The sequence below is a fragment of the Blastococcus goldschmidtiae genome (assembly GCF_031845325.1).
Taxonomy (GTDB): Bacteria; Actinomycetota; Actinomycetes; order Mycobacteriales; family Geodermatophilaceae; genus Blastococcus; species Blastococcus goldschmidtiae.
On record NZ_JAVREI010000015.1, the window covers coordinates 1 to 25,019 of the forward strand.

The window sequence follows — 25,019 nt, forward strand, 5'->3', positions numbered from 1 at the left end:
GTCGAGCTGAGCGTGTCCGTCCCGCCTGCGCGGACCCCTCCGGGGCCCACTCGGCGCGACCCCGCGGCCAGGAGCCGTTCCCCGGTCGAGCTGAGCGTGTCCGTCCCGCCTGCGCGGACCCCTCCGGCGCCCACTCGGCGCGACACCGCGGCCAGGAGCCGTTCCCCGGTCGAGCTGAGCGTGTCCGTCCCGCCTGCGCGGACCCCTCCGGGGCCCACTCGGCGCGACCCCGCGACCGGTCGATGGTGCTGCGCCGTCGTAGTGTCGGGGTGTGACGACTGCTGGTGCCGAACTGACCCTGCGGCACCCGGTGGAGCGGTTCACGCTCGACAACGGGTTGCGCGTGGTGCTCGCCCCCGACCGGAGCGTCCCCGTGGTCGCCGTCAGCGTCTTCTACGACGTCGGCATGCGGAACGAGCCCGAGGGGCGCACGGGATTCGCCCACCTCTTCGAGCACATGATGTTCCAGGGGTCGGCCAACGTCCCGAAGATGGAGCACGCCCGCCTGGTGCAGGCCGCCGGCGGCACGTTCAACGGCTCGACCCACCAGGACTACACCAACTACTTCGAGGCGCTCCCGGCCGAGGCGCTGGAGCGGGCGCTGTTCCTCGAGGCCGACCGCATGGCGGCACCGGCCATCACCGAGGAGAACCTCCGCAACCAGATCGACGTGGTCAAGGAGGAGATCCGGGTCAACGTCCTCAACCGGCCCTACGGCGCCTTCCCCTGGCTGCAGCTGCCGCAGGTGGCGTTCGAGAGCTTCGCCAACACCCACGACGGCTACGGGTCCTTCGTCGACCTGGAGTCCTCCACCGTCGACGACGCGGCCGACTTCTTCTCCACCTACTACGCGCCGGGCAACGCCGTCCTCTGCATCGGCGGGGACCTCGACGTCGCCGAGACCGAGCGGCTGGTGCAGCGCTGGTTCGGCCCGGTCGCCGCCCGGGAGGTGCCGCCCACCCCGCGCACCGGCGAGCCCGCGCCCACCTCGGTGCGCTCCGCCCTGGTCGAGGACCGGCTGGTCACCGCTCCGGCCGTCGCCCTGGGCTGGCGGGTGCCCGACCCCGTCGCCGAATTCAACTCCTACCTCGGCACGGTGCTGCTCGCCGAGCTGCTCAGCGAGGGCGACGCCTCCCGGCTGGAGCGCCGGCTGATCCACGACGACCGCATCGCCATCGCCCAGAGCAGCTACGTCGGCCTGTTCGGCGACCCCTTCGACGTCCGGGACGCCACCCTGCTCACCACCCAGGTCCACCACCCGGCCGGCGTGCCGGTCGAGCGGGTCACCGCCGCCGTGCACGAGGAGATCGCCCGGGTCGCCGCCGACGGCGTCCCCGCCGACGAACTGCGCCGCGTGCAGGCGCGCACCGAGGCGCAGCTGCTGCGGCAGGCCGATTCCGTGCTCGGCCGCACGCTCGCCTTCGCCGCCGCCGAGCTGGTCCACGGCCGCGCCGAGCTGGCCGGCGAGCTCGCCGCGAGGCTGGCCGCAGTAACCCCCGAGCAGGTGCAGGCCGCCGCCCGCGGCCTGGATCCCGGCACCGTGGCGATGCTGGAGCTGCGACCGGCGGGCGGCCGGGCATGACCGCGACCCTGGACCACTCCCTGATCCCGCCGCTCGGTGACCCGCGGCCCCAGCCGGTCCCCGCCGCCTCGGAGACGACGCTGGACAACGGCCTGCGGCTGGTGGTCGTCCCGCGCCCCGGCGTGCCCCTGATCGAGCTGCGGCTGCGGGTGCCCTTCGCGGCGACGAGCGCCCGGTCCGCCGGTGCGCACACCGCGCGCGCATCCGTCCTCTCCGGCGCCGTCCTGCTGGGCACGGCGTCGCACGACCAGACCGGCATCGCCGAGCTCCTGCAGAGCCACGGCGCCGAGATGTCGGTGTCCGCGGACAGCGACCGGCTGCTGTTCGCCACGGCCCTGCTGCCCGGCGGGCTGCGTCCGGTCCTGGGGGTGCTCGCCGAGCTGCTCACCAGCGCGACGTATCCCGCCGACGGGGTCGAGGGGGAGCGCGACCGGCTCGCTGAGCGGATCACCATCGCCCGCTCGCAACCCGCCGTGCTGGCCCGGGCCGCGCTGAGCGCCCGCCGCTACGCCGGTCATCCGTACTCCGTCACGCTCCCGGACGAGGCGCTGGTCTCCGGCGTCACCGGCTCCGCGCTCCGCCGCCTGCACCGCGAGCGCGTGCTGCCCGCCGGCAGCACGCTCGTGCTCGTCGGCGACCTCGACCCCACCGCCGCCACCGACGCGGTCGCCGACGCGCTGGCCGGCTGGACGGCTCCCGGGACCGCCACGGAGTCCACACCGGCCACAGCGCTGCACGCCCCGGTGCTGGAGCTGGTCGACCGGCCCGGAGCCGTGCAGTCCAACATCCGGCTGGGTGGTCCCGCGCCCCGGCGCACCGATCCCGACCTGGCCGCCGCCCGGCTCGCCGCGATGGTGTTCGGCGGGTACTTCTCCTCGCGCCTGGTCGAGAACATCCGCGAGCGTCGTGGCTACAGCTACAGCCCGCGCAGCGCGGTGGAGCACCAGGCCGCCGACGCGTCCTTCCTCGTCGAGGCCGACGTCGCCACCGAGGTGACCGGCCCGGCGCTGATGGAGACGCTGTACGAGCTGGGCCGCATGGCCCTGACCCCGGTCACCGAGGCCGAGCTCGACGCGGCCCGCCGGTACGTCGTGGGCAGCATGGCCCTGTCGACGGCGACCCACGCCGGCCTGGCGAGCACGCTGTCCGCCCTGGTCGGTGCCGGACTGCCCGTCGGCTGGCTGGCCGAGCACCAGCGGGCGCTCGAGGCGGTCACCGTCGAGCAGGTGCAGGAGGTGTCGCGCCGCTACCTCGCCCCCGGTGCGCTCACCGCCGTCGTCGTCGGGGACGCCGGTCCGGTCGAGGCACAGCTGGCCGCGCTGGGCCCGCTGACCGTCCGCCGGGAGCCCGGGGCATGACCGTCCCCCCGGGCGGCAGCACTCCGGCCGACAACCCGCCACCGCCGCAGGGGCGGGCCGCCGCGTGGCCGGACGGCACGACGCCCTCGATCGGCTCCGTGCCGGTGCTCTCCCGGGTGGCGCACGACCGGGCGCACCTTTCGCGCGCCCTGCCCGATCCCACCGGCGGCCGACCGGTCCGGGTGCTCACGGTCGACGGGCAGCGCACCGTGCCCGTGCGCGAGACCCCGGAGGGCCCGCGGCTGATCTGGGACGAGCAGCCGGCGCTGCCCACGGGTGCGATCTTCCTCGGCGAGGCCGACGGCGTGCCCTACGCCGCCGTCCGGGGGGAGCGGGCCCTCACCGTCAGCGGGCAGCCGGTCGACAGCTGGACCGGCCTGCGGGACCTGGCCACCGTGCTGGGTGACCTGGACGCCGGCCTGCTGGTCCAGGCCATCGGCATCGTCGAGTGGCACGAGCGCAACCGCTTCAGCCCGCTGACCGGGGCGGCGACGACCATCGAGCGGGCCGGCTGGGTGCAGCGCGACCCCACCACCGGGACCGACATCTTCCCGCGGACCGACCCCGCCGTGATCATGCTGGTCCACGACGGGGCCGGTCGCCTGGTGCTGGGCCGGCAGTCGATCTGGCCGCCGGGACGGTTCTCCATCCTGGCCGGCTTCGTCGAGCCGGGGGAGTCCGCCGAGGCAGCGGTCGCCCGCGAGGTCGCCGAGGAGGTCGGGTTGACCGTCACCGACGTGCGCTACGTGGGCAGCCAGCCCTGGCCCTTCCCGCAGTCGCTCATGCTCGGTTTCGTCGCCCGGGCCGAGGAGGCGGGGGAGCTCGTCCTGGACCCCGACGAGATCGAGGAGGCCCGCTGGTTCTCCCGCGACGAGCTGGTGGCCGGCGGCAAGCTCGCGGCCCTGCCACCGGCGGTCTCGATCGCCCGGTACGTCATCGACCGCTGGCTCACCGGCGAGTTCGACGACTGCTGAAGGACCCCTTGAAGGACCCCCTCCTCCCCACCCACTCGCACGCTCGCGGCGGTTCCCAGGAGGGGGCCTGAGGCCGCTCGCAAGCTCGCGGCGAGCCTCCGGACGGGGCCACCCGGTCAGCTGAAGCGGTCGCCGAGTACGAGAGCCGGGCGGTCGGGGTGGTCGGCCAGCACCACGGCGTCGGCGAGGCCGGCCGGATCCACCTCGTCGTCGTAGCGGTCGAAGGCGGGCAGCGCCCAGGCCTGGTGGGCCGGCGTGCGCCGTCGCCGCGCGGCCGGGGCGACCCGCAGGTGGACCACGACGTCGAAGGGCAGCCCGATGCCCTGCAGCAGGGCGCCGGCGACCAGCAGGACGGCCTCGGGAGGCACGGGTTGTCGCCGCGCGCGGACGGCGCGGTCCCGCTCCAGGTCCCACAGCACCGGCAGGTAGCGGCCCGATCCGCCGGGCCCCAGCGGGGCGAGCACCTCGCGGGCCAGGGCTCCCGCGTCGAGCCAGTCGCTGTACCTCGCGTCGGGATCGGTGCGGCCGTGCTCCAGACGGAGCGAGGCCGGGCGGTAGAAGCCGTCGGCGCGGACGACGACCGCGCCCCGGCCGAGAGCCGGGAGACGTTCGGCGATCGCCTCGCCGAGGCTTTCCGGCCTGGCGAGCTCGGGACCGTCGACGGCGACGCGCAGCGCAGCGGCACCGGGTTCCGGCGGCCGGCCGGCGAGCAGCGTGGCGAGCCGGTCGGCCAGCGCGGCGGGGGTGAGCGGTTCGGGGCGGGTCAGGACCGGCCGTCCGCCGCGGCGACCGGAACGGCCGGTCCCGCAGCGACCGGTGGCGCCGGCGGTGCGTCCTGCGGGAGCCCGTCGAGCAGGGCCCGTGCCAGCTCTGCGACCGGCCGACCCTGCGAGCGGGCATCCCGGCGCAGCGTCTCGAACGCGGCGCGGACGCTGAGGCCGTGCCGTTCGGCGAGCACCCCGATGGCTCGCTCGGTGCTCACCCGGGCGGCGAGTGCGTGCTCGAGCTGGGACACGATGCGCTCCAGCGCGGCGATCCGCAGGGCGGCCTCGTCCACCACGGGCGGCGTGGCACCGGCGGCGACGACGGCCCCGCGAGCGGAGCGGCGGGTGGAGCGATCGGGTTCGGGCAACGAGCCGAACTCCTCGGCGATGAGGTCGGCCAGCGACATGCCCTCGACGACGTCGCCGACGGCGTGGCTGCCGGTGTCCGACCGGACGACCCAGCCTCGCGGCGTGCGCGTCAGCGCGACGGGCGCGGGGTCGCGGTCGAGGGCTCGGTGAACCGGGTCACCCGGCCCCGAGAGCGGGCGGGACTGCCCGTCGGAGGGGCGGGGACCGGGGATCATCGGCTGGTCACGCTCCTGCGGCCGCGGCGAGCTGCGCCTTGACCTGGTCGATGCTGGGGTTGGTCAGCGCGGTGCCGTCGGCGAAGATCAGCGTGGGGACCGTGCGGTTGCCACCGTTGGCGTTCATGACCAGGTCCGCCGCCGCCGGGTCGGCCTCGATGTCGACCTCGGCGAAGCCGATGCCCTCCATCTGCATGAGCTTCTTCAGGCGCAGGCAGTAGCCGCACCACGTGGTGGTGTACATCGTCACGTCGGTGCCGGGGATCGTGGTCATCGCGGTGGAGTCTCCCTGCTAGTTCGTGGTGGGTCCAGCCCCGAGAGGGCGTACCGCACGGTGTGTCGGGGGCAACGCGGCCGTCCTGGGGATGCTTCCCCGCGACGTCGGGGTCGGCTGGGAGGATCGGCACGTGACGCGAGCGAGGATCCGATGAGTGCGGCCACCCGATCGGGGTCCCGCGCCGAGGACGTCCTCGCCGGTCTCGACGAGGAGCAGCGGGCCGCGGCCCAGGCGGTGAACGGGCCCGTCTGCATCCTGGCCGGCGCGGGCACCGGCAAGACCCGCACGATCACCCACAGGATCGCCTACGGCGTGCACACCGGTGTCTACGTGCCCGAGCAGGTGCTCGCGGTGACCTTCACCGCGCGCGCGGCCGGCGAGCTGCGCACCCGGCTGGGCGCCCTCGACGTCGGCGGCGTGCAGGCGCGCACCTTCCACGCCGCCGCGATGCGGCAGCTGCGCTACTTCGCGCCGCGCGTCCTGGGCGGCCCCATGCCGCCGCTGATCGAGAACAAGCTGCGGGTGGTGGCCACCGCGGCGGCGCGCAACCGGCTCACCACCGACCGGACCAGCCTGCGCGACCTCGCCAGCGAGATCGAGTGGGCCAAGACCACCCTCGCGATGCCGGAGGACTACCCGGCGCGCGCCAAGGCGGCCGGTCGCGAGCCACCGTTCGAGGCCGCCGCCGTCGCCGCGGTCTACGCCAGCTACGAGTCGGCCAAGGAGCGCGACGGGGCACTGGACTTCGAGGACCTGCTGCTGGTCACCGCCTACGCGCTCGAGGGCCATCCCGACGTCGCCCGGACGGTCCGGGACCAGTACCGGCACTTCGTCGTCGACGAGTACCAGGACGTCAACCCGCTGCAGCAGCGGCTGCTGGACGCCTGGCTCGGCGGCCGTGCCGCGGTGTGCGTCGTCGGTGACCCGAACCAGACGATCTACTCCTTCACCGGCGCCGACCCCGACTACCTGCTGGGCTTCGCCGACCGCTATCCCGACGCCGAGGTCGTCAAGCTCGAGCGCGACTACCGGTCCACGCCCCAGGTGGTCGGCCTGGCCAACCGGCTGATCGGCATGGCCCCGCGGCGCAAGGGCCTTCCCGGCCTGCGCCTGCTGGGCCAGCGAGCCGACGGCGTGGAGCCCCGCTTCGTCGAGCACGCCGACGAGCCCGCCGAGGCAGCCGCCGTCGCGGCCCGCTGCAAGGCGCTGATCGACGAGGGGACGCCGGCCAGCGAGATCGCGGTGCTGTTCCGCATCAACGCGCAGTCCCAGGTGTACGAGTCGGCGCTGGCCGACGTCGGCGTCCCGTACGTCCTCCGCGGGGGTGAGCGGTTCTTCGAGCGGCCCGAGGTGCGGGAGGCCGTGCTGCTCCTGCGCGGGGCGGCCGCCGGTGGCAGCGAGCCGGGCATGCTCGTGCCGACCGTCCGCGACGTCCTGGCCTCCACGGGGTGGGTCGAGCACCGGCCGCCCGCCGGGGGAGCGGCCCGCGACCGCTGGCAGTCCCTCGCCGCCCTGGTCGACCTCGCCGTCGACCTGGTCGCGGAGAACCCGGAGCTGGACCTCCCCGGCTTCGTCACCCACCTGGCCCAGCGGGCCGACGCCCAGCACGCGCCCACCGTGCAGGGCGTGACGCTGGCGTCGATGCACGCGGCCAAGGGCCTGGAGTGGGACGCCGTGTTCGTCGTCGGCCTGGTCGACGGCGTGCTCCCCATCGCCCAGTCGCTGTCCCGCCCGGAGGCGGTGGAGGAGGAACGGCGGCTGCTCTACGTCGCCATCACCCGTGCCCGCGAGCAGCTGACCCTCTCCTGGTCGCTGGCGCGCAACCCCGGGGGCAAGCGGGCCCGGCCGCGGAGCCGGTTCCTCACCGGGCTGGCCCCTGACAGCGGGCCCACCGCGCCGCCGGCCCGCAAGGCCGCCAAGCGGCCCAAGGTGGTGCTCGAGGGCGAGGCCGGGGAGCTGTTCGAGCGGCTGCGCACCTGGCGCAGCCAGGCGGCCCAGACGGCCTCGGTGCCGGCCTACGTCGTCTTCACCGACGCGACCCTCCAGGCGATCGCCGAGACCCGGCCGGCGAACCTGCGGGAGCTGTCCGCGCTGCCGGGCATCGGCTCCCGCAAGCTCGAGCTCTACGGCGAGGACGTGCTCGCCACCGTCGCCGGCTGAGGTCCGCAGCACCGCTCCGGACCTTGATCGGTGGACGTGCCGATTAAATCGATTGACCCGGTCGGAGACGCCCCCCTAGTGTCCTGACCCAACGAGCTGCACCCAGCCCGAGCACGGCCGACCGGCCGCGCTGGCGACCCGGAAGGAGGGGTGGACGTGATCAGCACGACGTGGACCGACGCCCCCGCCGGGTTCTCCGGCCCGGGCCGCATCGGCGTGTCCCGGTACGCATGTTCCTCCGCCCTCCTCGGCGGCACCCCGGTCGTCATGGCGCCCATGGCAGCTCCGATCCGCGGGACCGGTCTGCCCGTCGCCGCCCGCCTGCGTCCGATCGATGAGCGCGGCGTGACCCACAAGTCCTTCCTGCAGGCAATCGCCGTCGCCGGCGCCGCCTCGCTCAGCACCACCACCGACAACAACGGCACCACCCTCGGGATCCACCCCCCGGGGAGACCGCAGAGCTAACCGCTCGCCGGTCCTCCTCGAGGCCGCGGAACCCGAACCCGGGATCCGCGGCCTCTTCGTTTCTCCGCGGCACCCGGCCCCGACTTCGGTCGGCGGGCCACCGCCGGCCGTCTGACGACGAGCACGAGGAGGAGCGGCAGTGCCGCAGACGATCGAGCGCGCGACGTCCCACCGCCGGACCGGCATGTCCGGAACCGGTGGCACGACGCCGCCGTACGGACCCCATCCACCCCGCCGGTGGCCGACGCCACCGCTGTCCCCGGCGCCGGTGCGGCGCCCCGTGCCGTGCCGCGAGGAGGACCCCGAGCTCTGGTTCGCCGAGAGCCCGACGGTCCTCGAGCAGGCCAAAGCGCTCTGCACCACGTGCCCGCTCCGGGACGCCTGCCTGGCCGGCGCCCTGGACCGGGCCGAGCCGTGGGGCGTCTGGGGCGGCGAGATCTTCGACCGCGGGGTGGTGATCGCCCGCAAGCGCCCCCGCGGGCGTCCCCGGAAGGTGACCGCCGCATGAGCACCGCAGAGCAGTCCGCCCCCGTCCTCCTGGCGGAGGCGTCCACACCGGACACGAGAACCGAGGAACCGATCATGTACGGCTACGAGCACGCACTGGCCCACAGCCGGATGCGCGAGATGCAGGAGGAGGCGATGGCCTCCTCCTGCGCGCACCGGCTGTACCGGGCCCGCAAGGCCGCACGTCGCGCGGAGCGGGCGGTGCGTCGCGCCGCCCGGCTCAGCGCGTCGGTCTACTGAGCACATCGCGACCCTGCGGGTCGCACCGCGGCCAAGACACTGTCATCCTCCGGATGACACCGCGATCAACGGCCGTCCCCCTGCTGCGCCGAGCGCGTCCGCCACGCCTGCGCGGAACCCTCCGGGTCCCACGCGGCGCGGCGGGGGGAGCCCGGCGTCAGCCGTTGAAGCCGGGAAGCCATTCCTCCAGGACGCCTCGGAAGTCACCCTCGGCGTCCAGCTGGCACAGGACACCGATGGAACCGATCGTCACCCGGTGGATGAGCAGGTAGGCCGGCGGCAGGTTGAGCTGCCGGCCCAGCCGGCTCGCCTCGAGGCGGGGGTCGGCAACCCGGGCCGCCTGCTCCTGCATCCAGGCCCGGGTGAAGTGGAAGCGGGGCTCCGCGATCGGGTCGAGCATCGGTCGCAGGAAGTCGTGCACGCCCTGGGCGTCGATCTGCGCGGTGGGCAGCACGAAGCCCTCGGCGCGGAGGTCGGCCAGCACCTCCTCCGCCTTGCCCTCCAGGGCCCAGCGCAGCAGCCGGCCGATCGGCTCCGGGTGGCCGTCGGGCAGCCGCGCCGTCGCCCCGAAGTCGATGACCCCGAGCCGGCCGTCGGGCACCAGCCGGAAGTTGCCCGGGTGCGGGTCGGCGTGCAGCAACCCGGCCCGCTGGGGTGCGGAGAAGTGCAGCATCGCCATCAGGACACCGGCCCGGTCGCGCTGCTCCCGGCTGCCGGTGGCGATGATCCGTGACAGCGGTATGCCCTCGAGCCACTCGGAGACGATCACCTTCGGCGCGCTGGCGACCACCCGGGGTACGGCGATCTGGGGGTCGTCGGCGAACGCGGCGGCGAAGCCCCGCTGGGCGTCGGCCTCCAGGCTGTAGTCCAGCTCCTCGACGACCCGTGCCTTGAGCTCGGCGATGAGCGGCTTGACGTCCATCCCCGGGAAGAGGACGGCGAACAGGCGGGCGAAGCGGCTGAGCTGGTTGAGGTCGGACATCAGCGCGGTGGCCGCGCCCGGGTACTGGATCTTCACCGCGACGTCGCGGCCGTCGCGCCAGGTCGCCCGGTGCACCTGGCCGATGCTCGCCGCTGCCGCCGGCTGGTCGTCGAACTCCTTGAACCGCTGCCGCCACGTGCCGCCGAGCTGCTGTGCGAGCACCGCGTGCACGGTGCGCACCGGCATCGGTGGCGCCTCCTCCTGCAGCTTCACCAGCGCTTCGCGGTAGGGGGCGGCCATCTCCTCGGGCACCGCCGCCTCGAAGACCGACAGCGTCTGCCCGAGCTTCATGGCCCCGCCCTTGAGCTGCCCCAGGACGGCGAACAGCTGTTCGGCGGTGCGCTGCTGCAGCTCTGCGGAGACCGCGTCGGCGGACTGGCCGGACAGCCGCTTGCCCAGCCCGAGGGTGGCCCGGCCGGCGGCCCCCAGAGGGAGGGAGGCCAGCCGCGCGGTCCGGGAGACCGACCCCCGCGGCATCACCGGTCCGTCGTCACTCACGCGGTCTCCTCGCTGGCGCTCGTCGGCCGCGTTCGCGGGACTGCTCTGCCCGTTGGTGAGCTCGCAAGCTCGCTCACTGGTCCTCCTCGTCGGCGCCGTGCCCGGCCTCCGCGGCCGCGCGGAGGCGTCTCGGGCGAACCCGCGAGCGCGCTCACGGGTCATTGTCCCCTGCCCGGGGGCCCACCCGCTGGGCGCAGCCGCACTGGGGGTGCGTCGTCCAGCGGCGCACCCCCGGAACCAGGTCGGGCGGAGCCAGCTCCAGGGTCGCATCCAGCACGATCGGGGCGGCGGTGCCGTCCAGGTAGGCGAGCACCTGCACCGCGGCGGTCACCGCCGTCAGCAGGCAGGTGACCGTGGCGCCGCTGGGCGGCGGTTCGGCAGCGGTCAGCTGAGCAGCGAGGTACGGCCAGCGTGGATCCGCGTCACGCCGGTGCAGGTCGGCGCAGCGCAGGCAGCTGGTGACCCCCGGCACCACCAGGGGCCCGACCACACCGGTGGCGCCGCGCACGGTGGCGACCAGGTGCGGCACGCCGGCCCGGGACCAACCGGCCGCGGTGGGATCGGAGGCAGCCCAGGGGCGGGCCAGCACGACGAGGTCCGGGACGGCCCCGTCGGTCAGGGGGCGCAGGTCGGTCAGCGGGCTGGCCCGCCGCACGGCGTCGGCCGCGGCCGCGGGCCGGGGGCGCCCTTCGTCCGCGGCGGTGGCGCCACCGACGACGGCGTCCCCCGCGGCCACCAGGCCGGTGTCCTGGACGCTCACCCGGCCGACGCCGCTGGCCGCCAGGACAGCGGCCAGCGGCGTGCCGACCCGGGTCGCGCCGTCGACGACGACGACGGCGGCGCGCCGGGCGCGCCAGCCGCCGGCCGGTGGCGTCTCCGCGGCGCGGCGGGCGACGGCGGCCGGCCCGGCGTCGGCGGCCAGCAGGTCGGCGGCGTCGACGTCCACCAGGAGGTCGGTGGCGCGCAGGCCGTCGAGGACGGCGGTCACCGCGTCGGCATCCAGGCCCTGACGCGCAGCGTCGGCGAGCACCGCGCGCTGGACCCGTCGCCCGTCCAGGCTGCGCAGCAGCGCGGCCAGCCCGTCCGGGTGCGGGCTCACCAGCAGGCCGTCGGCCGAGTCCACGCCGCCGATCTGGAGCGAGTCGGCGTCGCAGCGCAGCAACGGGACGGCGGAGGGCAGCAGGGGACGGGCCGTGTCGCTCACCGGGGGAGCGTGACAGCGCCGGGGAACGCGCCCGAGTCTCCGTCCACAGGCAGGCACCCGGAACGACGACGGCGGCGCCCCGAGGAGAGCGCCGCCGTGGTGACGTGATGGAGCGGCCCTCCTGCAGGGGCCCGCCGCGAGCCTGCGAGCGGTGGGGAGCAGGAGGGTCCTTCTTCAGGCCTTGCCGAGGATCCGGTTCATCTTGGTCCCGCACACCGGGCAGGTGCCCTGGGCCATGCGACGACCGGACTCGCTGACCTTGACCTCGCCGTCGAAGTCGCGCTTCTCCTTGCACTTCACGCAGTAGCCGTTGTAGCTCTCCGCCACGGGGATCTCCTCGCCTCAGGGGCGCCTCGGCATGCGCGCCGGGCGTCGTTGCGCAGGCACGCTACCCGTGTCGGCGCGTCCCGATACCGGCGGCGGCCCTCCGCCGACCACCGGCTTCCCACACCCTGTGGACAACGTTGTGGAGCACGTGGGGACCCGTCGGCGTGTCCCTGTGTGCGGCCAGGGGGCGTAGCGGGGGACAACGTCCCCGCGGTGGGGCACGCATGCGGTCCGACCTGCGCGGACGCCCCCGGCCGGGTTGTGGAACGTACCGGCCGGGGCGGGCGGTGACGCGGTGCGCCCGGGCCGTGTCCACCGTCCGTGCGACCTGTACCCGAGAGGGTGTCTCCGGGCGGGCGCGCTGGCGGTGGAGTGGCTTACGGTTCCCCCGTGCACGGACCGCCCCCCGACGCCTCCGCACACCCCGAGCTCTCCGGCGTCCCGCCGCTGCCTCCGGGTGCGGGCCGAGCCGTGCCCATGGCGCGGGGCCGGGCGCGCGGGGACGGCGCTGCCGTACCCCTCACCGGCGGGGACGCCGGGTCCGTCGTCGAGGTCCGTCGCAGCGCCCGCCGCCGGCGCACCGTGACCGCCTACCGCGAGAGCGGCCGCACCGTCGTGCTCATCCCGGCGGCGTTCAGCCCCGCCGAGGAACGCCGGTGGGTGGCCCAGATGGTCGCCAAGCTCCAGACCCGCGAGGAGCGGCGGCGCCGGTCCCTCGGGGGCGACGACGAGCTGATGGTCCGGGCCCGCGCGCTCTCGGCCGCGCACCTGGACGGACTCGCCGAGCCGGCGTCGGTGCGGTGGGTGGACAACCAGCAGCGGCGGTGGGGGTCCTGCACCCCGGCCGACCGCAGCATCCGGTTGTCCAGCCGACTGCGCTCGATGCCCGAGTACGTCGTGGACTACGTGCTCGTCCACGAGCTGGTCCACCTGCTCGAACCCGGCCACGACGAGCGGTTCTGGGCTCTCGTGGCGCGCTACCCGCGGGCCGAGCGGGCGCGCGGCTTCCTCGAGGGTGTGGAGCTGGCGAACACCGCGGGCGCGGCCGACGCCGACGAGGTGTCGGACGCCGATCTCGTCGACTGACGGCCCCCTCCCGGGCACCGCCCCGAGCCTGCGAGGGGTGGGGAGGAGGGGGTCCTTCTACTCCTCGGGCTTCTCCCGCTCGGCGTCGCCGTCGGTCAGCGCCTCGAGTTCGTCGTCCAGCCCGTGGCGGGCGACGAAGTCCATGGGCTCGTCGAGATCGTCCGACGTCGGCAGCAGGTCGGGGTGGTTCCACAGCCGGTCGCGATCGGCGCCGCCGTGCTGCTGGGTCATGGCCGCCCACACGGTGGCGGCGTCGCGCAGCCGGCGGGGGCGCAGCTGGAGTCCGACCAGGGTGGCGAAGGTCTGCTCGGCCGGTCCGCCGGAGGCCCGCCGACGACGCATGGTCTCGGCCAGGGCGGAGTGGCCGGGCAGCCGGTCCTTCGCGGCCGCCGCGACGACGGTGTCGATCCAGCCCTCGACCAGGGCGAGCAGCGTCTCCAGCCGGCGCAGCGCCATCGCCTGCTCGGGCGTCTCCTCGGGCTCCAGCACCCCGCTGCCCAGCAGCCGCTGGATGCTCTCGGGATCGCTGGGGTCCAGGCCCTCCATGCCGCCGCCGGCCATGGCCTCGGATATGCCGCGCTCGATGGCCTCGCGGTCGATGGTGATGCCGCGGGCGTAGGCGTGGACGGCGTCCTGCAGCTGCTGCCGCAGCCAGGGGACGTGCGCGAACAACCGCTGGGCTGCGGCCTCGCGGAGCGCGAGGAACAACCGCACCTCGTCGGCCGGGCGGTCGAGCCCGGCGGCGAACGCGGCGACGTTCTGCGGCACGAGCACGCCGGTGCCGGGCGGGGCCAGCTGCAGGCCGACGTCGGTGCTGGTGAGCACCTCGTCGGCAAGCTTGCCCAGCGCCGACCCGACCTGGGCGCCGAACATCATCCCGCCCATCCGGCCCATGATCCCGGCGATGGGGCCGAAGCTCATGGCCGCCTCCTGCGGCAGCGCGCTGGTCATCGCCGCCACGACCTTCTCCGCGAGCGGATCGATCAGCTCGGCCCAGGCCGGGTGGGTCTGCTCCACCCACTCGACCCGCGACCACGCGGCCGTGCGGTCGATGCCCGAGGGCAGCTCGGTGACCTGGTCCAGCCACAGGTCGGCCAGCCGCAGCGCCTCGGCCACGGCGGTGCGCTCGCCGTCGGAGGAGGGCTGGTGGCCCGCGGCCAGCTGGCTGATGGCGCTCTGCCGGGCGAGGTCCCAGTTGACCGGGCCGCCCGACCAGTTCATCAGCTTCTGCAGCTCGGCGAACAGCGGCATCTTGCCCAGCACGTCCTCGGGGGAGCCGCCGCCGGCGATGCCGCCGAACAGCGCACCCAGGCCGAACGGATCGCTCCCGCCCGGGTTGCCCCCGCCGTCGTCACGGCGATCGGGATCGCGGTCGGGGACACCGAAACCGAAGGGCACGTCGCTCATGCGTCCACGGTAGACGCGTGATCTTCTCCGAGGGGCCGGGAGCGCTCCGCTCACAGCGCACTCCCCGGCCGGGCACCGGGCAACCGCTCTAAGCTGGCCCGTCGTGACCCGTCGCAACGCCGTCCTGAGCGCCGGTGGCGTGCTGCTGGTGCTCTTCGGCCTGCTCGGCACGACGCTGCCGGTGCCGTACGTCGCCCAGGTGCCCGGACCCACCTACGACACGCTGGGCGAGATCGACGGCGAGCCGATCATCGCGATCGAGGGCCGGGAGCGGAACGAGGTCGACGGCAACCTCAACCTCACCACGGTGGGGGTGGGGCAGCGCGGGCTGAGCCTGGTCCAGGCGGTCCGCGGGTGGTTCGACGACGAGGTCGCCGTCGTGCCGGAGGAGTCGGTCTACCCGCCCGACCGCACGGTGGAGGAGACCCGCGAGGTCAACCGCCAGGCGTTCCTGACCTCCGAGCAGGCCGCGGAGTCCGTGGCGCTGGGACGTCTGGGTTTCCCGCGGAAGGTGGTCGTGCGGGCCGTCCCGGAAGGCTCGCCGTCGGAGTCGCTGCTGGAGGAGGGGGACGCCATCGAGTCGGTCGACGGCCGCCCGACCCCGGACTTCGCGGCGCTGGACTCCGTTCTCTCCTCGATCCCGCCGGGGACCGAGGTGACGGTCGAGTACAGGCGGCTCGGCACCCCGGGGAGCACGACGGTGACCACGCGCGCCGCCGAGGAGGGCGAGGGCTCCGCGCTCGGGGTCAGCGTGCTCGAGCAGCCCTCCGCGCCGTTCGACATCGACATCCAGGTGGAGGACGTCGGCGGCCCGTCGGCAGGGCTCATGCTCACCCTGGGCATCCTCGACCTCGTGGGGGACGAGGACCTGACCGGAGGCGCGCTCGTCGCCGGCACCGGCACGATCGACGGGGACGGGAACGTCGGGCCCATCGGTGGGATCCCGCTGAAGATGGTCGCCGCCCGCGAGATCGACGCCGACCTCTTCCTCGTCCCGGCGGCCAACTGCGCCGAGGCCCTCGCCGCCGAGGACCCCGGCTACCCGCTGGCGAAGGTCGCCACGCTCGACGACGCGCTCACCGCGCTGGCGGACCTGAAGGCCGGGCGCACCCCCGCCGGCTGCTGAGGCGGGGCGCCCGGGAACCCCGGCGTGCCTGGTGCGTTGTGCTGGGATGAGCGGGGGCGGCGCCGAGGTCGGGCGCCTCCACCTCGCCGGTGCCAGTGGCTGTGGCCGCACCACCGGATCCGCACCTGACGACCCGTAACTGAAGGAGACCGCTCGTGGCCATGCGGCCCCCCGTGCCGGTGCCGACGCTGTCGCGCCGCGCGAAGCTGGTCCTCGGCGCCATCGCCGTGCTGCTCGTGCTGTTCACCGTGATCGGCTCGCTGACCAACGTCTACGTCGACTACCTCTGGTTCGCCGAGACCGACTACACCGAGGTCTTCTGGACCGAGCTGCAGAGCCGTGCCCTGCTCTTCGCGGTGGCAGCGGTGGCGACCGGTGGGCTGACCGGGCTGGCGATCTACCTCGCCTACCGGTTCCGCCCCACCTTCCGGCCGATGTCGCTGGAGCAGCAGAACCTCGAGCGCTACCGGCAGTCGCTGGAGCCGCGCGCCGGCCTGGTGCTCACCGCCGTCGCCGTCGTCCTGGGGCTGTTCGCGGGCTTCGCCGCGCAGGGCAGCTGGGAGACCTGGCTGACCTTTCGCAACAGCACCGACTTCGGCGAGACCGACCCCCAGTTCGGGCTCGACCTGTCCTTCTTCGTGTTCGAGTACCCCTTCTACCGGCTCGTGCTGGGCTTCGGCTTCGCCATCGTGATCCTGGCGCTGATCGGCTCGCTGCTGACCCACTACGTGTTCGGCGGCCTGCGTCTGCAGACGCCCGGCCAGAAGCTGACCTCGGCGGCACGGGTGCAGATCTCGGTGCTGGTGGGCTTCTTCGTCGCCCTGAAGGCGGTCGCGTACTGGCTGGACCGCTACGGCCTGGTCTACTCCGACCGCGGTGACGTGTTCACCGGTGCCAGCTACACCGACGTCAACGCCCTGCTCGTGCCCAAGACGATCCTGGTGTTCGTGGCCGCGGTCTGCGCGATCGCGTTCTTCGCCAACATCTTCGTCCGCAACTTCCTGCTGCCGGCGGCGGCCCTGGTGCTGCTGCTGGTGTCGAGCCTGGTCATCGGCGTGGCCTACCCGGCGATCGTGCAGCAGTTCGTGGTGAAGTCCAGCGCCAACGAGCGCGAGGCCCCCTACATCGAGCGGGCCATCGAGCTGACCCGGCAGGCCTACGGCCTGGACCAGGTCGAGTACGTCAACTACGCCCAGGAGACGACCGGTGACGAGGTCGACCCGGAGGTGGCGCTCGCCGAGCTCCGGAACGACACCGAGACGATCCCGAACGCACGCCTGCTGGACCCCAACGTGCTGACCGACACCTTCACCGCACGCCAGCAGATCCGGAACGTCTACGGCTTCCCCGACAAGCTCGACATCGACCGCTACACCCTCGACGGCGAGACCGGCGACTACGTCGTGGCGGTCCGGGAGCTCAACAGCGCCGGGCTGTCGGAGAACCAGAGCACCTGGATCAACCGGCACACCGTCTACACCCACGGCAACGGGTTCGTCGCCGCCCCGGCGAACGAGGTGGTCGCCGGTACGGAGGGCGGGGAGCCGAACTTCACCACCCGTGACCTGCCCGTCCGCGGCGAAATCGTGCCCGACGAGTCGCGCATCTACTACGGGGAGCTGATCGAGGACTACTCGGTGGTCGGCGCTCCCGAGGGCGCCGAGCCGCGGGAGTTCGACCTGCCCGAGGGTGGCTCCGACGACCGGCAGATCAACAACACCTACGACGGCGAGGGCGGGGTGTCGGTCGGCAGCTTCTTCCGGCAGCTGACGTTCGCCATCTACTACCGCGAGCGCAACTTCCTGCTCTCCAGCGCGGTGAACGAGGAGTCGAAGGTGCTCTACGTCCGCGACCCGCGTGAGCGGGTCGAGAAGGTGGCACCCTTCCTCGAGGTCGACGGCGACCCGTACCCCGCGGTCGTCGACGGGCGGGTCGTCTGGATCGTCGACGGCTACACGACGTCGGACTCCTACCCCTACGCCGAGCAGATGGAGCTGGGCGAGGCCGCGGCGGACGCGCTCACCGGTACCGGCACGACCGCGCTGCCGAACGACACGTTCAACTACATCCGCAACTCGGTGAAGGCCACCGTGGATGCCTACGACGGCACGATCACCATGTACGCCTGGGACCAGGAGGAGAACCCGGACCCGGTCCTGCAGACCTACATGAAGGCCTTCCCCGGGGTGGTCCAGCCGCAGAGCGAGGCGTCCGAGGAACTGGTGAGCCACGTCCGGTACCCCGAGGACCTGTTCAAGGTCCAGCGCGACATCCTCACCCGGTACCACGTCGACGAGCCGATCACGTTCTACGAGGGCAGCGACAGGTGGCAGATCCCCGAGGACCCGACGCAGGACACCCAGCAGAACCAGCCGCCGTACTACATCCTGGCCCAGCGGCCGGGTGACGACGAGGCCAGCTTCCAGCTGACCAGCGCGCTGAACGCGTTCGAGCGGGACAACCTGTCGGCGTTCGTCTCGGCCTCCAGTGCGCCGGACACCTACGGCGAGCTGCAGGTGCTGCAGCTGCCCGGCAACACTCCGTTCCGGGGGCCGGGGCAGGTGCAGAACTCGTTCACGACGAACAACCAGGTCCGGCCCGACCTGACGCTGTTCGAGAGCGACAACTCCAACGCGGTGTTCGGCAACCTGCTGACCCTGCCCATCGGTGACGCGGGCCTGCTCTACGTCGAGCCCCTCTACGTGGAGGGGGCCGGCGACAGCGGCTTCCCGCTGCTGCAGCGGGTGCTGGTCAACTTCGGTGACCGGATCGGCTACGCGAACACCCTCGCCGAGGCCCTGGACCAGGTCTTCGGCCCGGGTGCCGGCGTGGTCGCCTCCGACGCCGATGCCGTGCCGGACGACGTGACGGAGGACGAGGACGTTCCCGGGGAGGAGACGCCGGCGGATCCGTCCCCGGTCCCGCTCCCGGAGGACGACGAGGGCGGCGAGGCGGCCACCCCGGACACGGAGCAGGCCGTGGACGACATCAACGCGGCGCTGAACCGGCTGCGCGAGGCCCAGCAGGGCGGGTCCTTCGCCGAGCAGGGGCAGGCCCTGGAAGACCTGGACGTCGCCGTCCGCGCCTACCAGGCGGCGCAGGCCGCGGGTTCGGGCGGCGGCTGATCCACGGGGGAGGGGAGGCTCTGCGACCGTGCGGAGCCGCCCCTCCCGGTGGCTGGTAGGGTTGGGCCACCGACGCGGGGTGGAGCAGCTCGGTAGCTCGCTGGGCTCATAACCCAGAGGTCGCAGGTTCGAATCCTGCCCCCGCTACTCGCACACGCAGGGCCCGGTCACCACGGTGACCGGGCCCTGCGTCATCTCCTGTCTCGACCTCGTCTGTCTCGACCTCGTCCCCGCTTCGTGGTTCGCTCGTCCCGCTTCCGGCTCGTCCGGACGACGTCCACCCGCACCGGACCACCGGGGAGTCGCAATGGCGCTGACGCGTGAGGCCACCGTCGAGGAAGCCGTCGAGGCCGTGGATCGCGACGGGTACGTCCTGATCGAGGGGCTGATGGACCCCGAGTGGGTGTCGGCCGCCCGGGCCGACCTGCAGCGGGTGCTGGCGGAGACGGGCACGGGGCGCAACTCGTTCGAGGGCTTCTCCACCCAGCGCGTCTACGCACTCTTCGCGAAGACCCGCTTCTTCGACGGCCCCGGTACCCATCCGCTCGTCCTCGGGGTCCTCGACCACGTGCTGGGCCACTACCAGTTCAGCGCGCCGGTCGGCATCCAGATCGGCCCGGGCGAGGTCGCGCAGGTCCTGCACCGCGACGACGACGTCTACCCGCTGCCCCGGACCGGCAGGGACGTCGTCGTCAACACCATGTGGCCGCTCGACGACTTCACCGTCGAGAACGGCGCGACGCGGTTCGTACCGGGGAGCCACCGGTGGGAGCCGGGTCGGAAGGCCACGGAGGAGGAGACGACGGCTGCGGTCATGCCGGCGGGCTCGGTGCTGATCTACGTCGGAAACCTCATCCACGGCGGGGGTGCGAACACCACCGACCGGCCCCGCCTCGGGGTCATCCTCGAGTACGCGGCCTCGTGGCTGCGGCCGCAGGAGAACCATGTCCTGGCCGTGCCGAGGGAGATCGTGCGAGAGCTGCCCGAGCGGCTGCAGGAGCTGCTGGGCTACAACATCCACCCGCCGTTCCTGGGATACGTCGACGGGCGCCACCCCCGGCGGTCGCTCTCCTCGACCTGACACCGGCGGGTGCGGGTGACCTAGGTTGGCGTCGTGGCCACCCCCGTGACGGAGATCCAGGTCCAGGCCGGCGGCCTGACGTTCGGCTGCCTGACGGCGGGACCGGAGGACGGGCCCCTGGCGCTGTGCCTGCACGGGTTCCCCGACACCGCGCACACCTACCGGCACCTGCTGCCCGAGCTGGCCGCTGCCGGCTTCCGGGCGGTCGCCCCGTTCTCCCGGGGGTACGCGCCGACCGGCATCCCCGCCGACGGGCGCTACCAGACCGGCGCCCTGGCCAGGGACGCCAACGCGCTGCACGAGGCCCTGGGCGGGAACGACCGCGCCGTGGTGATCGGCCACGACTGGGGTGCGCAGGCGACGTACGGCGCCGCGGTCGGCGCTCCCGAGCGCTGGCGCAGGGTCGTGGCCATGGCGGTCCCGGTCGGCCCCGCGCTGGCCGGCTCCTTCTTCACCTACGACCAGATCAAGCGGTCGTTCTACATGTACTTCTTCCAGAACCCGCTGGCCGACGTGCTGGTGGCGGCCGATGACCTCGCGTTCGTCGCGTGGCTGTGGGCGGACTGGTCGCCCGGGTACGACGCCACCGAGGACCTGGTTTGCGTCCGCGCCTCGCTCGGGACGCCGGAGAACCTGGCCGCGGCGCTCGGCTACTACCGGGCGCTGTTCGACCCGGCCCGGCAGTCACCCGAGCTCGCCGCCGAGCAGCAGGCGGTCAGCGGTGTTCCGCCGCAGCCGACCCTGTACCTGCACGGGAACCAGGACGGTTGCATGGGCGTCGAGGCCGCCGAGGCGTCCCGCGCCGTGTTCGCACCAGGCTCGGAGGTCGTGGTCGTCGAGGATGCCGGGCACTTCCTGCACCTGGAGCAGCCCGCCGAGGTCAACCGCCGGATCGTCGACTTCCTGACGCGGTGAGCGGCGCCCGGCGGGCCGCCGTCAGACGGGGCCGAGTACGGCAGCAAGATGAGTTGGTGTGTATATGGCTGGAAGCCGTGTAGGGCCGAGAGGCTCGGTCACAGCGGTCCGCTGAGCGGCACTTTGCGCACCGCATCGCTAGGTTCACGGCCATGACGGTGCTCGACTGGTTGCTCGACTCCGGTCCCGCCATCCGCTGGCAAGCGCTGCGGGACCTGGCCGACGCGCCGGAGGACGTCGTGGCCGCCGAGCGGGCCCGGGTGGCCACCGAGGGGTGGGGCGCCCGGCTGCTGGCGCAGCGGGAGCCGGACGGCCAGTGGGCCGGCGGAGCGTACTTCCCGGCGGCCTGGAGGCCCTCTGAGGGATCCGGACAGCCCTGGACCTCCACGCTGCCCGCCCTCGTGCTGCTCAAGGACCTCGGCCTGGAGCCGGAATCGGCCGCCGCGCGGGAGACGGTGGCGCTGGTCCGCGAGAACTGCCGCTGGGAGCACGCCGGCCAGCGCTTCTTCGACGGTGAGGTGGAGCCCTGCATCAACGGTAGGACCCTCGCCCTCGGCGCCTACTTCGGCGAGGACGTCGACGGGACCGCGCAGCGCCTGCTCGACGACCAGCTCGACGACGGCGGCTGGAACTGCTGGACGGAGCACGGCTCGACCCGCTCGTCGTTCCACTCGACCATCAACGTGCTTGAGGGACTCCTCGCGCACGAGCGGGCCACCGGCGGCACGCCCCAGACCGCGGCGGCCCGGCGCCGCGGCGAGGAGTACCTGCTCGAACGGTCCCTGTTCCGGCGCAAGGCCACGGGCGAGGTGGTCTCGCCCGCCTACCTGACGTTCGCCTTCCCGCCGCGGTGGCACTACGACGTGCTGCGGGCGCTGGACTACTTCCGCGAGGCCGGTGCCGCTCCCGACGAACGGGCGGCCGAGGCGGTCGAGCTGGTCCGCGGCAAGCAGCAGCCCGACGGCACCTGGCTGCTGGAGAACACCCACCCCGGCACCGTCCACTTCGCGCTCGAGGACGGCGACGGCCGGCCCAGCCGCTGGAACACTCTCCGGGCGCTGCGCGTGCTCCGGTGGTACGAGGGCTCGCCCCGCTAATCCGCGCGGCCGTCCGCAGGACCACAGCTGCACCGATGAGGACGCCGGCCTGGGTGGCAACGTCGGGCATGGAGAGTTCAGCGGCCGGCGCGGTCTCCCGGAAGCCGTCTACAGGGCGAAGACTGACGGTCGCGGTACCAGGCCGAACCTCGGAGGCGTTGGCGGCCGGCGGGATTTATACCCACCGACTCATCTTGCTGCCGTACTCAGACGGGGCTGAGCTCGTCGCTGTGACGTCGCCGGTTCGGGAACGTCTGCGGTGCGGCGGCCCGGACGGCCGGTTCCGGGCGGGAGGCCGGCGCGAGCCGGTCGTGGACGGCCGGCGGCGTCCGTGCGTGCTCCGGCTTCTGCGGCCGGACGCGCGCTCCGGCGAGCAGCGCGTGCGGGCGGGTGGCGTCGTCGTCGTCCGCCGTGTCGGGCAGGGCGCGGCCCGGGGCGGCGGGGAAGGTCTCGCAGCGGGGCGGGCGGGCCGGGTCGGGGAGCCGGAGCTCGGCGAGGTCCTTCCAGGTGGAGTGGCGCAGACCGTCGACGACGCAGCGGACGCGGGCCAGCACCCGCCCGTCCTGCGTGGTCCAGCCCAGCAGCTCGCCGGAGTACCAGATGCCGCGGTGGTGGATCTCCACGGGCTGCGGGTCGCCGATGAAGAGGCTCACCCCCGGATTCCCGCTCACGTGGCGGACTGTAGGTGTGGGCTCCGGTCCGACCCGGAAGGCGCGCGTGCGCCCGGCGGCCCGCGTGACGGGGCAGTCCCACCACTCACTCCGGTGCCTGCCGCACCCCCCGGCGGGCCGGGCCCCGACGCCGTGTAGAGTGGTACCTACCGACGCGGGGTGGAGCAGCTCGGTAGCTCGCTGGGCTCATAACCCAGAGGTCACAGGTTCGAATCCTGTCCCCGCTACCACGTTGGAACGGCCCTCACAGTCGCACTGTGAGGGCCGTTTCCCGTTCGGCCGACGTCGGCACCGCTCCGGCGCAGGAACTCCTGCGCTCCGCCGGGGCGAGCGTGCCGGCAGTCTCGAGGAGGAGCAGTGGCTCGACGAGGCCAGCCCCAGACGGGGGCTCGCCGCACCGCACCGCGCAACCAGCGGCGTGCCCGCGGGCCGGAGGACGTGATCTCCGTGCTCGCCCGCGCCGTGCGCGAGGTCGAGGCCGCGGTGCAGCGGGGTGCGGTGACCGGCTCGGTGCGCACGAAGTTCCAGGCCGTCGCCCTGGTGGCGCGGGACGAGCGGGCGCGGGTCCGGGCCGACGAGGAGGGCGGGCCGGCCCACAAGGCCGAGCAGCTCAAGCGCCTCGACGGCATCGCCACCATCCTGGCGAGGACCGCGGTGCGCGACTCGGGGCTCCTCGCACTCCTCGGCGAGGACGCCGTCGTCTCGGGATCGGCCAAGGCGCTCCGGCTGGAGATGCTGCGGGCCGCCGGCGTCGAGCCCGCCGTGGAGGAGGCGCCGCCCGAGGAGGCCGAGCCGGCCCTGGTCGCGCCCGAACGCCGCGTCGTCCCCCAGTCGGTGGTCTCCCGGCAGCTGGCCAACCCCTTCCTGGCTCCCGACTTCGAGGCCGCCCGGCAGAACACCCCCCGGCCGCGCCGGCTGGCCGGGTGGGAGCTCCTCGCGCCGCTGCTCAACTCCTTCGAGCGGGCCGGCGGCGGGGCCCCGGCGTGCATGGACCTGCCCTTCCCGACCTCCCGGTTCACGCCTATGGGCTCGGACCTCATGCCGCACCAGGGTCAGCTGGTCGCCGCGGCGGCGGCCGGCCACCGCACGTTCCTGCTCGCCGACGAGCCCGGACTGGGCAAGACGGCCCAGTCCCTGCTCGCCGCCGAGGCGGCCGACGCCTATCCGCTGCTGGTCGTGGTGCCCAACGTGGTCAAGACCAACTGGGCGCGGGAGGCCGGCCGCTGGACGCCGCACCGCAAGGCCACCGTCGTCCAGGGCAACGGCGAGACCGTCGACGGGTTCGCCGACATCGTCGTCGTCAACTACGAGGTTCTCGACCGCCACGTGGGCTGGCTCGGCGAGTTCGGGTTCCGCGGCATGGTCGTCGACGAGGCGCACTTCATCAAGAACAAGACCTCGCAGCGGTCGCAGCACGTGCTGGAGCTCTCCGAGCGCATCCGCGTCCGGACCCCGCGCCCGCTGCTCATGGCGCTGACCGGCACCCCGCTGATCAACGACATCGACGACTTCCGGGCGATCTGGCAGTTCCTGGGCTGGATCGACGAGGAGAAGCCGCTGGGCGAGCTGATGGAGTGCCTGGAGGACGCCGGTCTGACCCCGGCCGATCCGGGCTTCTACCCCGCGGCCCGGCAGTGCGTCATCGACATGGGCATCGTCCGCCGCCGCAAGGTGGACGTCGCGGCCGACATCCCCGCCCGCCGGATCGCCGACCTTCCCGTCGAGCTCGACGACAAGGCCGGCAGCTCGATCCGCAAGGCCGAGCGCGAGCTCGCCCGCCGGCTGGTCAAGCGCTACGAGAGCGCGCTGGCGGCCCGGGAGTCGGCCACCGAGGTCGAGGGCATCGACACCGACCTGGTGCGCAAGGTGGCCGGCTGGGAGCTCAAGGACACCAGCTCGAAGACCACCGGCGAGAACGTGTTCGGCATGATGCGGCGCATCGGCCAGGCGAAGGCGGCGCTGGCCGCGGACTACGCGGCCCAGCTCGCCCGCAGCGCCGGCAAGGTCGTGTTCTTCGCCAAGCACGTCGACGTCATGGACGTCGCGGAGGAGTCCTTCGAGCGGCAGGGCATCTCGTACGCGTCCATCCGTGGCGACCAGACCCCGGCCGCGCGGCAGCGCAACATCGACGCCTTCGTCAACGACCCCGACGTCGCGATCGCCGTGTGCTCGCTGACCGCGGCCGGCGTGGGGCTCAACCTGCAGGTCGCCTCCAACATCGTGCTCGCCGAGCTGAGTTGGACCGACGCCGAGCAGACGCAGGCCATCGACCGGAGCCACCGCATCGGGCAGACCGAGCCGGTGACCGCCTGGCGCATCATCGCCGCGCAGACGCTCGACGCCCGGATCGCCGAGCTCATCGACAGCAAGGCGGGCCTCGCCGCCCGGGCGCTGGACGGCTCGGACGAGGTGTTCTCCTCCACTGACGTGCAGCTCGAGGCGCTCGTCGCGCTGCTCACCGCTGCGCTCTCGGAGGCGCCGTAACCAGGGACCGGGCCGGTCGGACCGGGGAGAGCCGGCAGGAGTTGCCCTCGAGTGTTGTGCGTCACCCGTCGGCTCTCTACCGTCAGCGCTGACCGTTTGTCTTCG

The 25,019-nt window shown here is 73.7% G+C and carries 22 protein-coding genes and 2 tRNA genes; 16 read left to right on the top strand and 8 right to left on the bottom strand.

From position 1 onward, the window contains the following. Positions 1-271 precede the first annotated feature (271 nt). The 3 genes from RM425_RS17210 to nudC are packed head-to-tail and all read left to right on the top strand — an operon-like array spanning position 272 to position 3,914. Positions 272-1,582: a M16 family metallopeptidase gene (locus RM425_RS17210; protein WP_311346447.1), complete on the top strand. Its 1,311-nt coding sequence runs from the start codon at positions 272-274 to the stop codon at positions 1,580-1,582. After that, the gene (locus RM425_RS17215; RefSeq protein ID WP_311346448.1) at positions 1,579-2,940 is read left to right on the top strand and encodes a M16 family metallopeptidase; all 1,362 of its coding nucleotides are present in this window, start codon (positions 1,579-1,581) and stop codon (positions 2,938-2,940) included. Before RM425_RS17210 ends, RM425_RS17215 begins: the two co-directional genes overlap by 4 nt. Then, the gene (gene nudC / locus RM425_RS17220; protein ID WP_311346449.1) at positions 2,937-3,914 is read left to right on the top strand and encodes an NAD(+) diphosphatase; all 978 of its coding nucleotides are present in this window, start codon (positions 2,937-2,939) and stop codon (positions 3,912-3,914) included. The genes RM425_RS17215 and nudC overlap by 4 nt, the downstream gene beginning before the upstream one ends. Positions 3,915-4,030: 116 nt before the next feature. Here the strand turns inward: nudC and RM425_RS17225 are convergent, their stop codons facing one another. The 3 genes from RM425_RS17225 to RM425_RS17235 form a co-directional block, all read right to left on the bottom strand. After that, on the bottom strand, positions 4,031-4,378 hold the full coding sequence (locus RM425_RS17225; protein WP_311346450.1) for a nucleoside/nucleotide kinase family protein: 348 nt from the start codon (positions 4,376-4,378) through the stop codon (positions 4,031-4,033). 299 nt (positions 4,379-4,677) lie between these two features. Beyond that, positions 4,678-5,262 carry an ANTAR domain-containing protein gene (locus tag RM425_RS17230; protein WP_311346451.1) on the bottom strand — a complete coding sequence of 195 codons (585 nt, stop codon included), beginning with the start codon at positions 5,260-5,262 and terminating at the stop codon, positions 4,678-4,680. A 7-nt stretch (positions 5,263-5,269) separates the two neighbouring features. After that, positions 5,270-5,536: a mycoredoxin gene (locus tag RM425_RS17235; protein ID WP_311346452.1), complete on the bottom strand. Its 267-nt coding sequence runs from the start codon at positions 5,534-5,536 to the stop codon at positions 5,270-5,272. Between the two features lie 153 nt (positions 5,537-5,689). Here RM425_RS17235 and RM425_RS17240 point away from each other — a divergent pair, with 153 nt between their 5' ends. The 4 genes from RM425_RS17240 to RM425_RS17255 all read left to right on the top strand — a co-directional run bounded on the left by RM425_RS17240 (position 5,690) and on the right by RM425_RS17255 (position 8,911). Beyond that, entirely contained in the window at positions 5,690-7,699 is a 2,010-nt protein-coding gene (locus RM425_RS17240) for an ATP-dependent helicase (RefSeq protein WP_311346453.1), read from the top strand. Positions 7,700-7,855: 156 nt separating this feature from the next. Then, a complete protein-coding gene (locus RM425_RS17245) occupies positions 7,856-8,164 on the top strand; it encodes a hypothetical protein (RefSeq protein WP_311346454.1) in 309 nt (102 codons plus the stop codon). A gap of 139 nt (positions 8,165-8,303) precedes the next feature. After that, entirely contained in the window at positions 8,304-8,672 is a 369-nt protein-coding gene (locus tag RM425_RS17250; RefSeq protein WP_311346455.1) for a WhiB family transcriptional regulator, read from the top strand. Next, positions 8,669-8,911 (top strand): hypothetical protein, encoded by a 243-nt coding sequence (locus RM425_RS17255; protein ID WP_311346456.1) that lies wholly within the window; start codon positions 8,669-8,671, stop codon positions 8,909-8,911. Before RM425_RS17250 ends, RM425_RS17255 begins: the two co-directional genes overlap by 4 nt. Positions 8,912-9,068: 157 nt before the next feature. Here RM425_RS17255 and RM425_RS17260 read toward each other — a convergent pair whose 3' ends face one another. From RM425_RS17260 to RM425_RS17270, 3 genes are all read right to left on the bottom strand, one after another. Next, positions 9,069-10,391: an ABC1 kinase family protein gene (locus RM425_RS17260; RefSeq protein ID WP_311346457.1), complete on the bottom strand. Its 1,323-nt coding sequence runs from the start codon at positions 10,389-10,391 to the stop codon at positions 9,069-9,071. A gap of 151 nt (positions 10,392-10,542) precedes the next feature. Next, positions 10,543-11,595 (bottom strand): ThiF family adenylyltransferase, encoded by a 1,053-nt coding sequence (locus tag RM425_RS17265; RefSeq protein WP_311346458.1) that lies wholly within the window; start codon positions 11,593-11,595, stop codon positions 10,543-10,545. Positions 11,596-11,769: 174 nt separating this feature from the next. Next, complete coding sequence (locus tag RM425_RS17270; RefSeq protein ID WP_012950213.1) at positions 11,770-11,922, bottom strand: DUF5679 domain-containing protein; 153 nt, start codon at positions 11,920-11,922, stop codon at positions 11,770-11,772. A 390-nt stretch (positions 11,923-12,312) separates the two neighbouring features. Between RM425_RS17270 and RM425_RS17275 the strand changes: the two genes are divergently transcribed. Next, positions 12,313-13,008 (top strand): M48 metallopeptidase family protein, encoded by a 696-nt coding sequence (locus tag RM425_RS17275; protein WP_311346459.1) that lies wholly within the window; start codon positions 12,313-12,315, stop codon positions 13,006-13,008. A 57-nt stretch (positions 13,009-13,065) separates the two neighbouring features. Here the strand turns inward: RM425_RS17275 and RM425_RS17280 are convergent, their stop codons facing one another. Next, complete coding sequence (locus tag RM425_RS17280; protein ID WP_311346460.1) at positions 13,066-14,415, bottom strand: zinc-dependent metalloprotease; 1,350 nt, start codon at positions 14,413-14,415, stop codon at positions 13,066-13,068. A 103-nt stretch (positions 14,416-14,518) separates the two neighbouring features. Here RM425_RS17280 and RM425_RS17285 point away from each other — a divergent pair, with 103 nt between their 5' ends. The 6 genes from RM425_RS17285 (at position 14,519) to RM425_RS17310 (ending at position 21,759) form a co-directional block, all read left to right on the top strand. Continuing rightward, positions 14,519-15,541 (top strand): YlbL family protein, encoded by a 1,023-nt coding sequence (locus RM425_RS17285; RefSeq protein WP_311346461.1) that lies wholly within the window; start codon positions 14,519-14,521, stop codon positions 15,539-15,541. 161 nt (positions 15,542-15,702) lie between these two features. After that, on the top strand, positions 15,703-18,666 hold the full coding sequence (locus RM425_RS17290; RefSeq protein ID WP_311346563.1) for a UPF0182 family membrane protein: 2,964 nt from the start codon (positions 15,703-15,705) through the stop codon (positions 18,664-18,666). A 73-nt stretch (positions 18,667-18,739) separates the two neighbouring features. Continuing rightward, positions 18,740-18,813 (top strand) — tRNA-Met (locus tag RM425_RS17295). A 160-nt stretch (positions 18,814-18,973) separates the two neighbouring features. Then, entirely contained in the window at positions 18,974-19,747 is a 774-nt protein-coding gene (locus RM425_RS17300) for a phytanoyl-CoA dioxygenase family protein (protein ID WP_311346462.1), read from the top strand. Between the two features lie 33 nt (positions 19,748-19,780). Next, positions 19,781-20,662, top strand: a complete 882-nt coding sequence (locus RM425_RS17305) for an alpha/beta fold hydrolase (RefSeq protein ID WP_311346463.1) — start codon at positions 19,781-19,783, stop codon at positions 20,660-20,662. Between the two features lie 152 nt (positions 20,663-20,814). Beyond that, the gene (locus RM425_RS17310; protein WP_311346464.1) at positions 20,815-21,759 is read left to right on the top strand and encodes a hypothetical protein; all 945 of its coding nucleotides are present in this window, start codon (positions 20,815-20,817) and stop codon (positions 21,757-21,759) included. 206 nt (positions 21,760-21,965) lie between these two features. Here RM425_RS17310 and RM425_RS17315 read toward each other — a convergent pair whose 3' ends face one another. Next, complete coding sequence (locus tag RM425_RS17315; protein WP_311346465.1) at positions 21,966-22,430, bottom strand: hypothetical protein; 465 nt, start codon at positions 22,428-22,430, stop codon at positions 21,966-21,968. A 153-nt stretch (positions 22,431-22,583) separates the two neighbouring features. On the opposite strand from RM425_RS17315, the gene RM425_RS17320 reads away from it, so the two are divergent. After that, positions 22,584-22,660 (top strand) — tRNA-Met (locus tag RM425_RS17320). A 127-nt stretch (positions 22,661-22,787) separates the two neighbouring features. Next, a complete protein-coding gene (locus RM425_RS17325; RefSeq protein WP_311346466.1) occupies positions 22,788-24,914 on the top strand; it encodes a DEAD/DEAH box helicase in 2,127 nt (708 codons plus the stop codon). Positions 24,915-25,019: the final 105 nt, after the last annotated feature.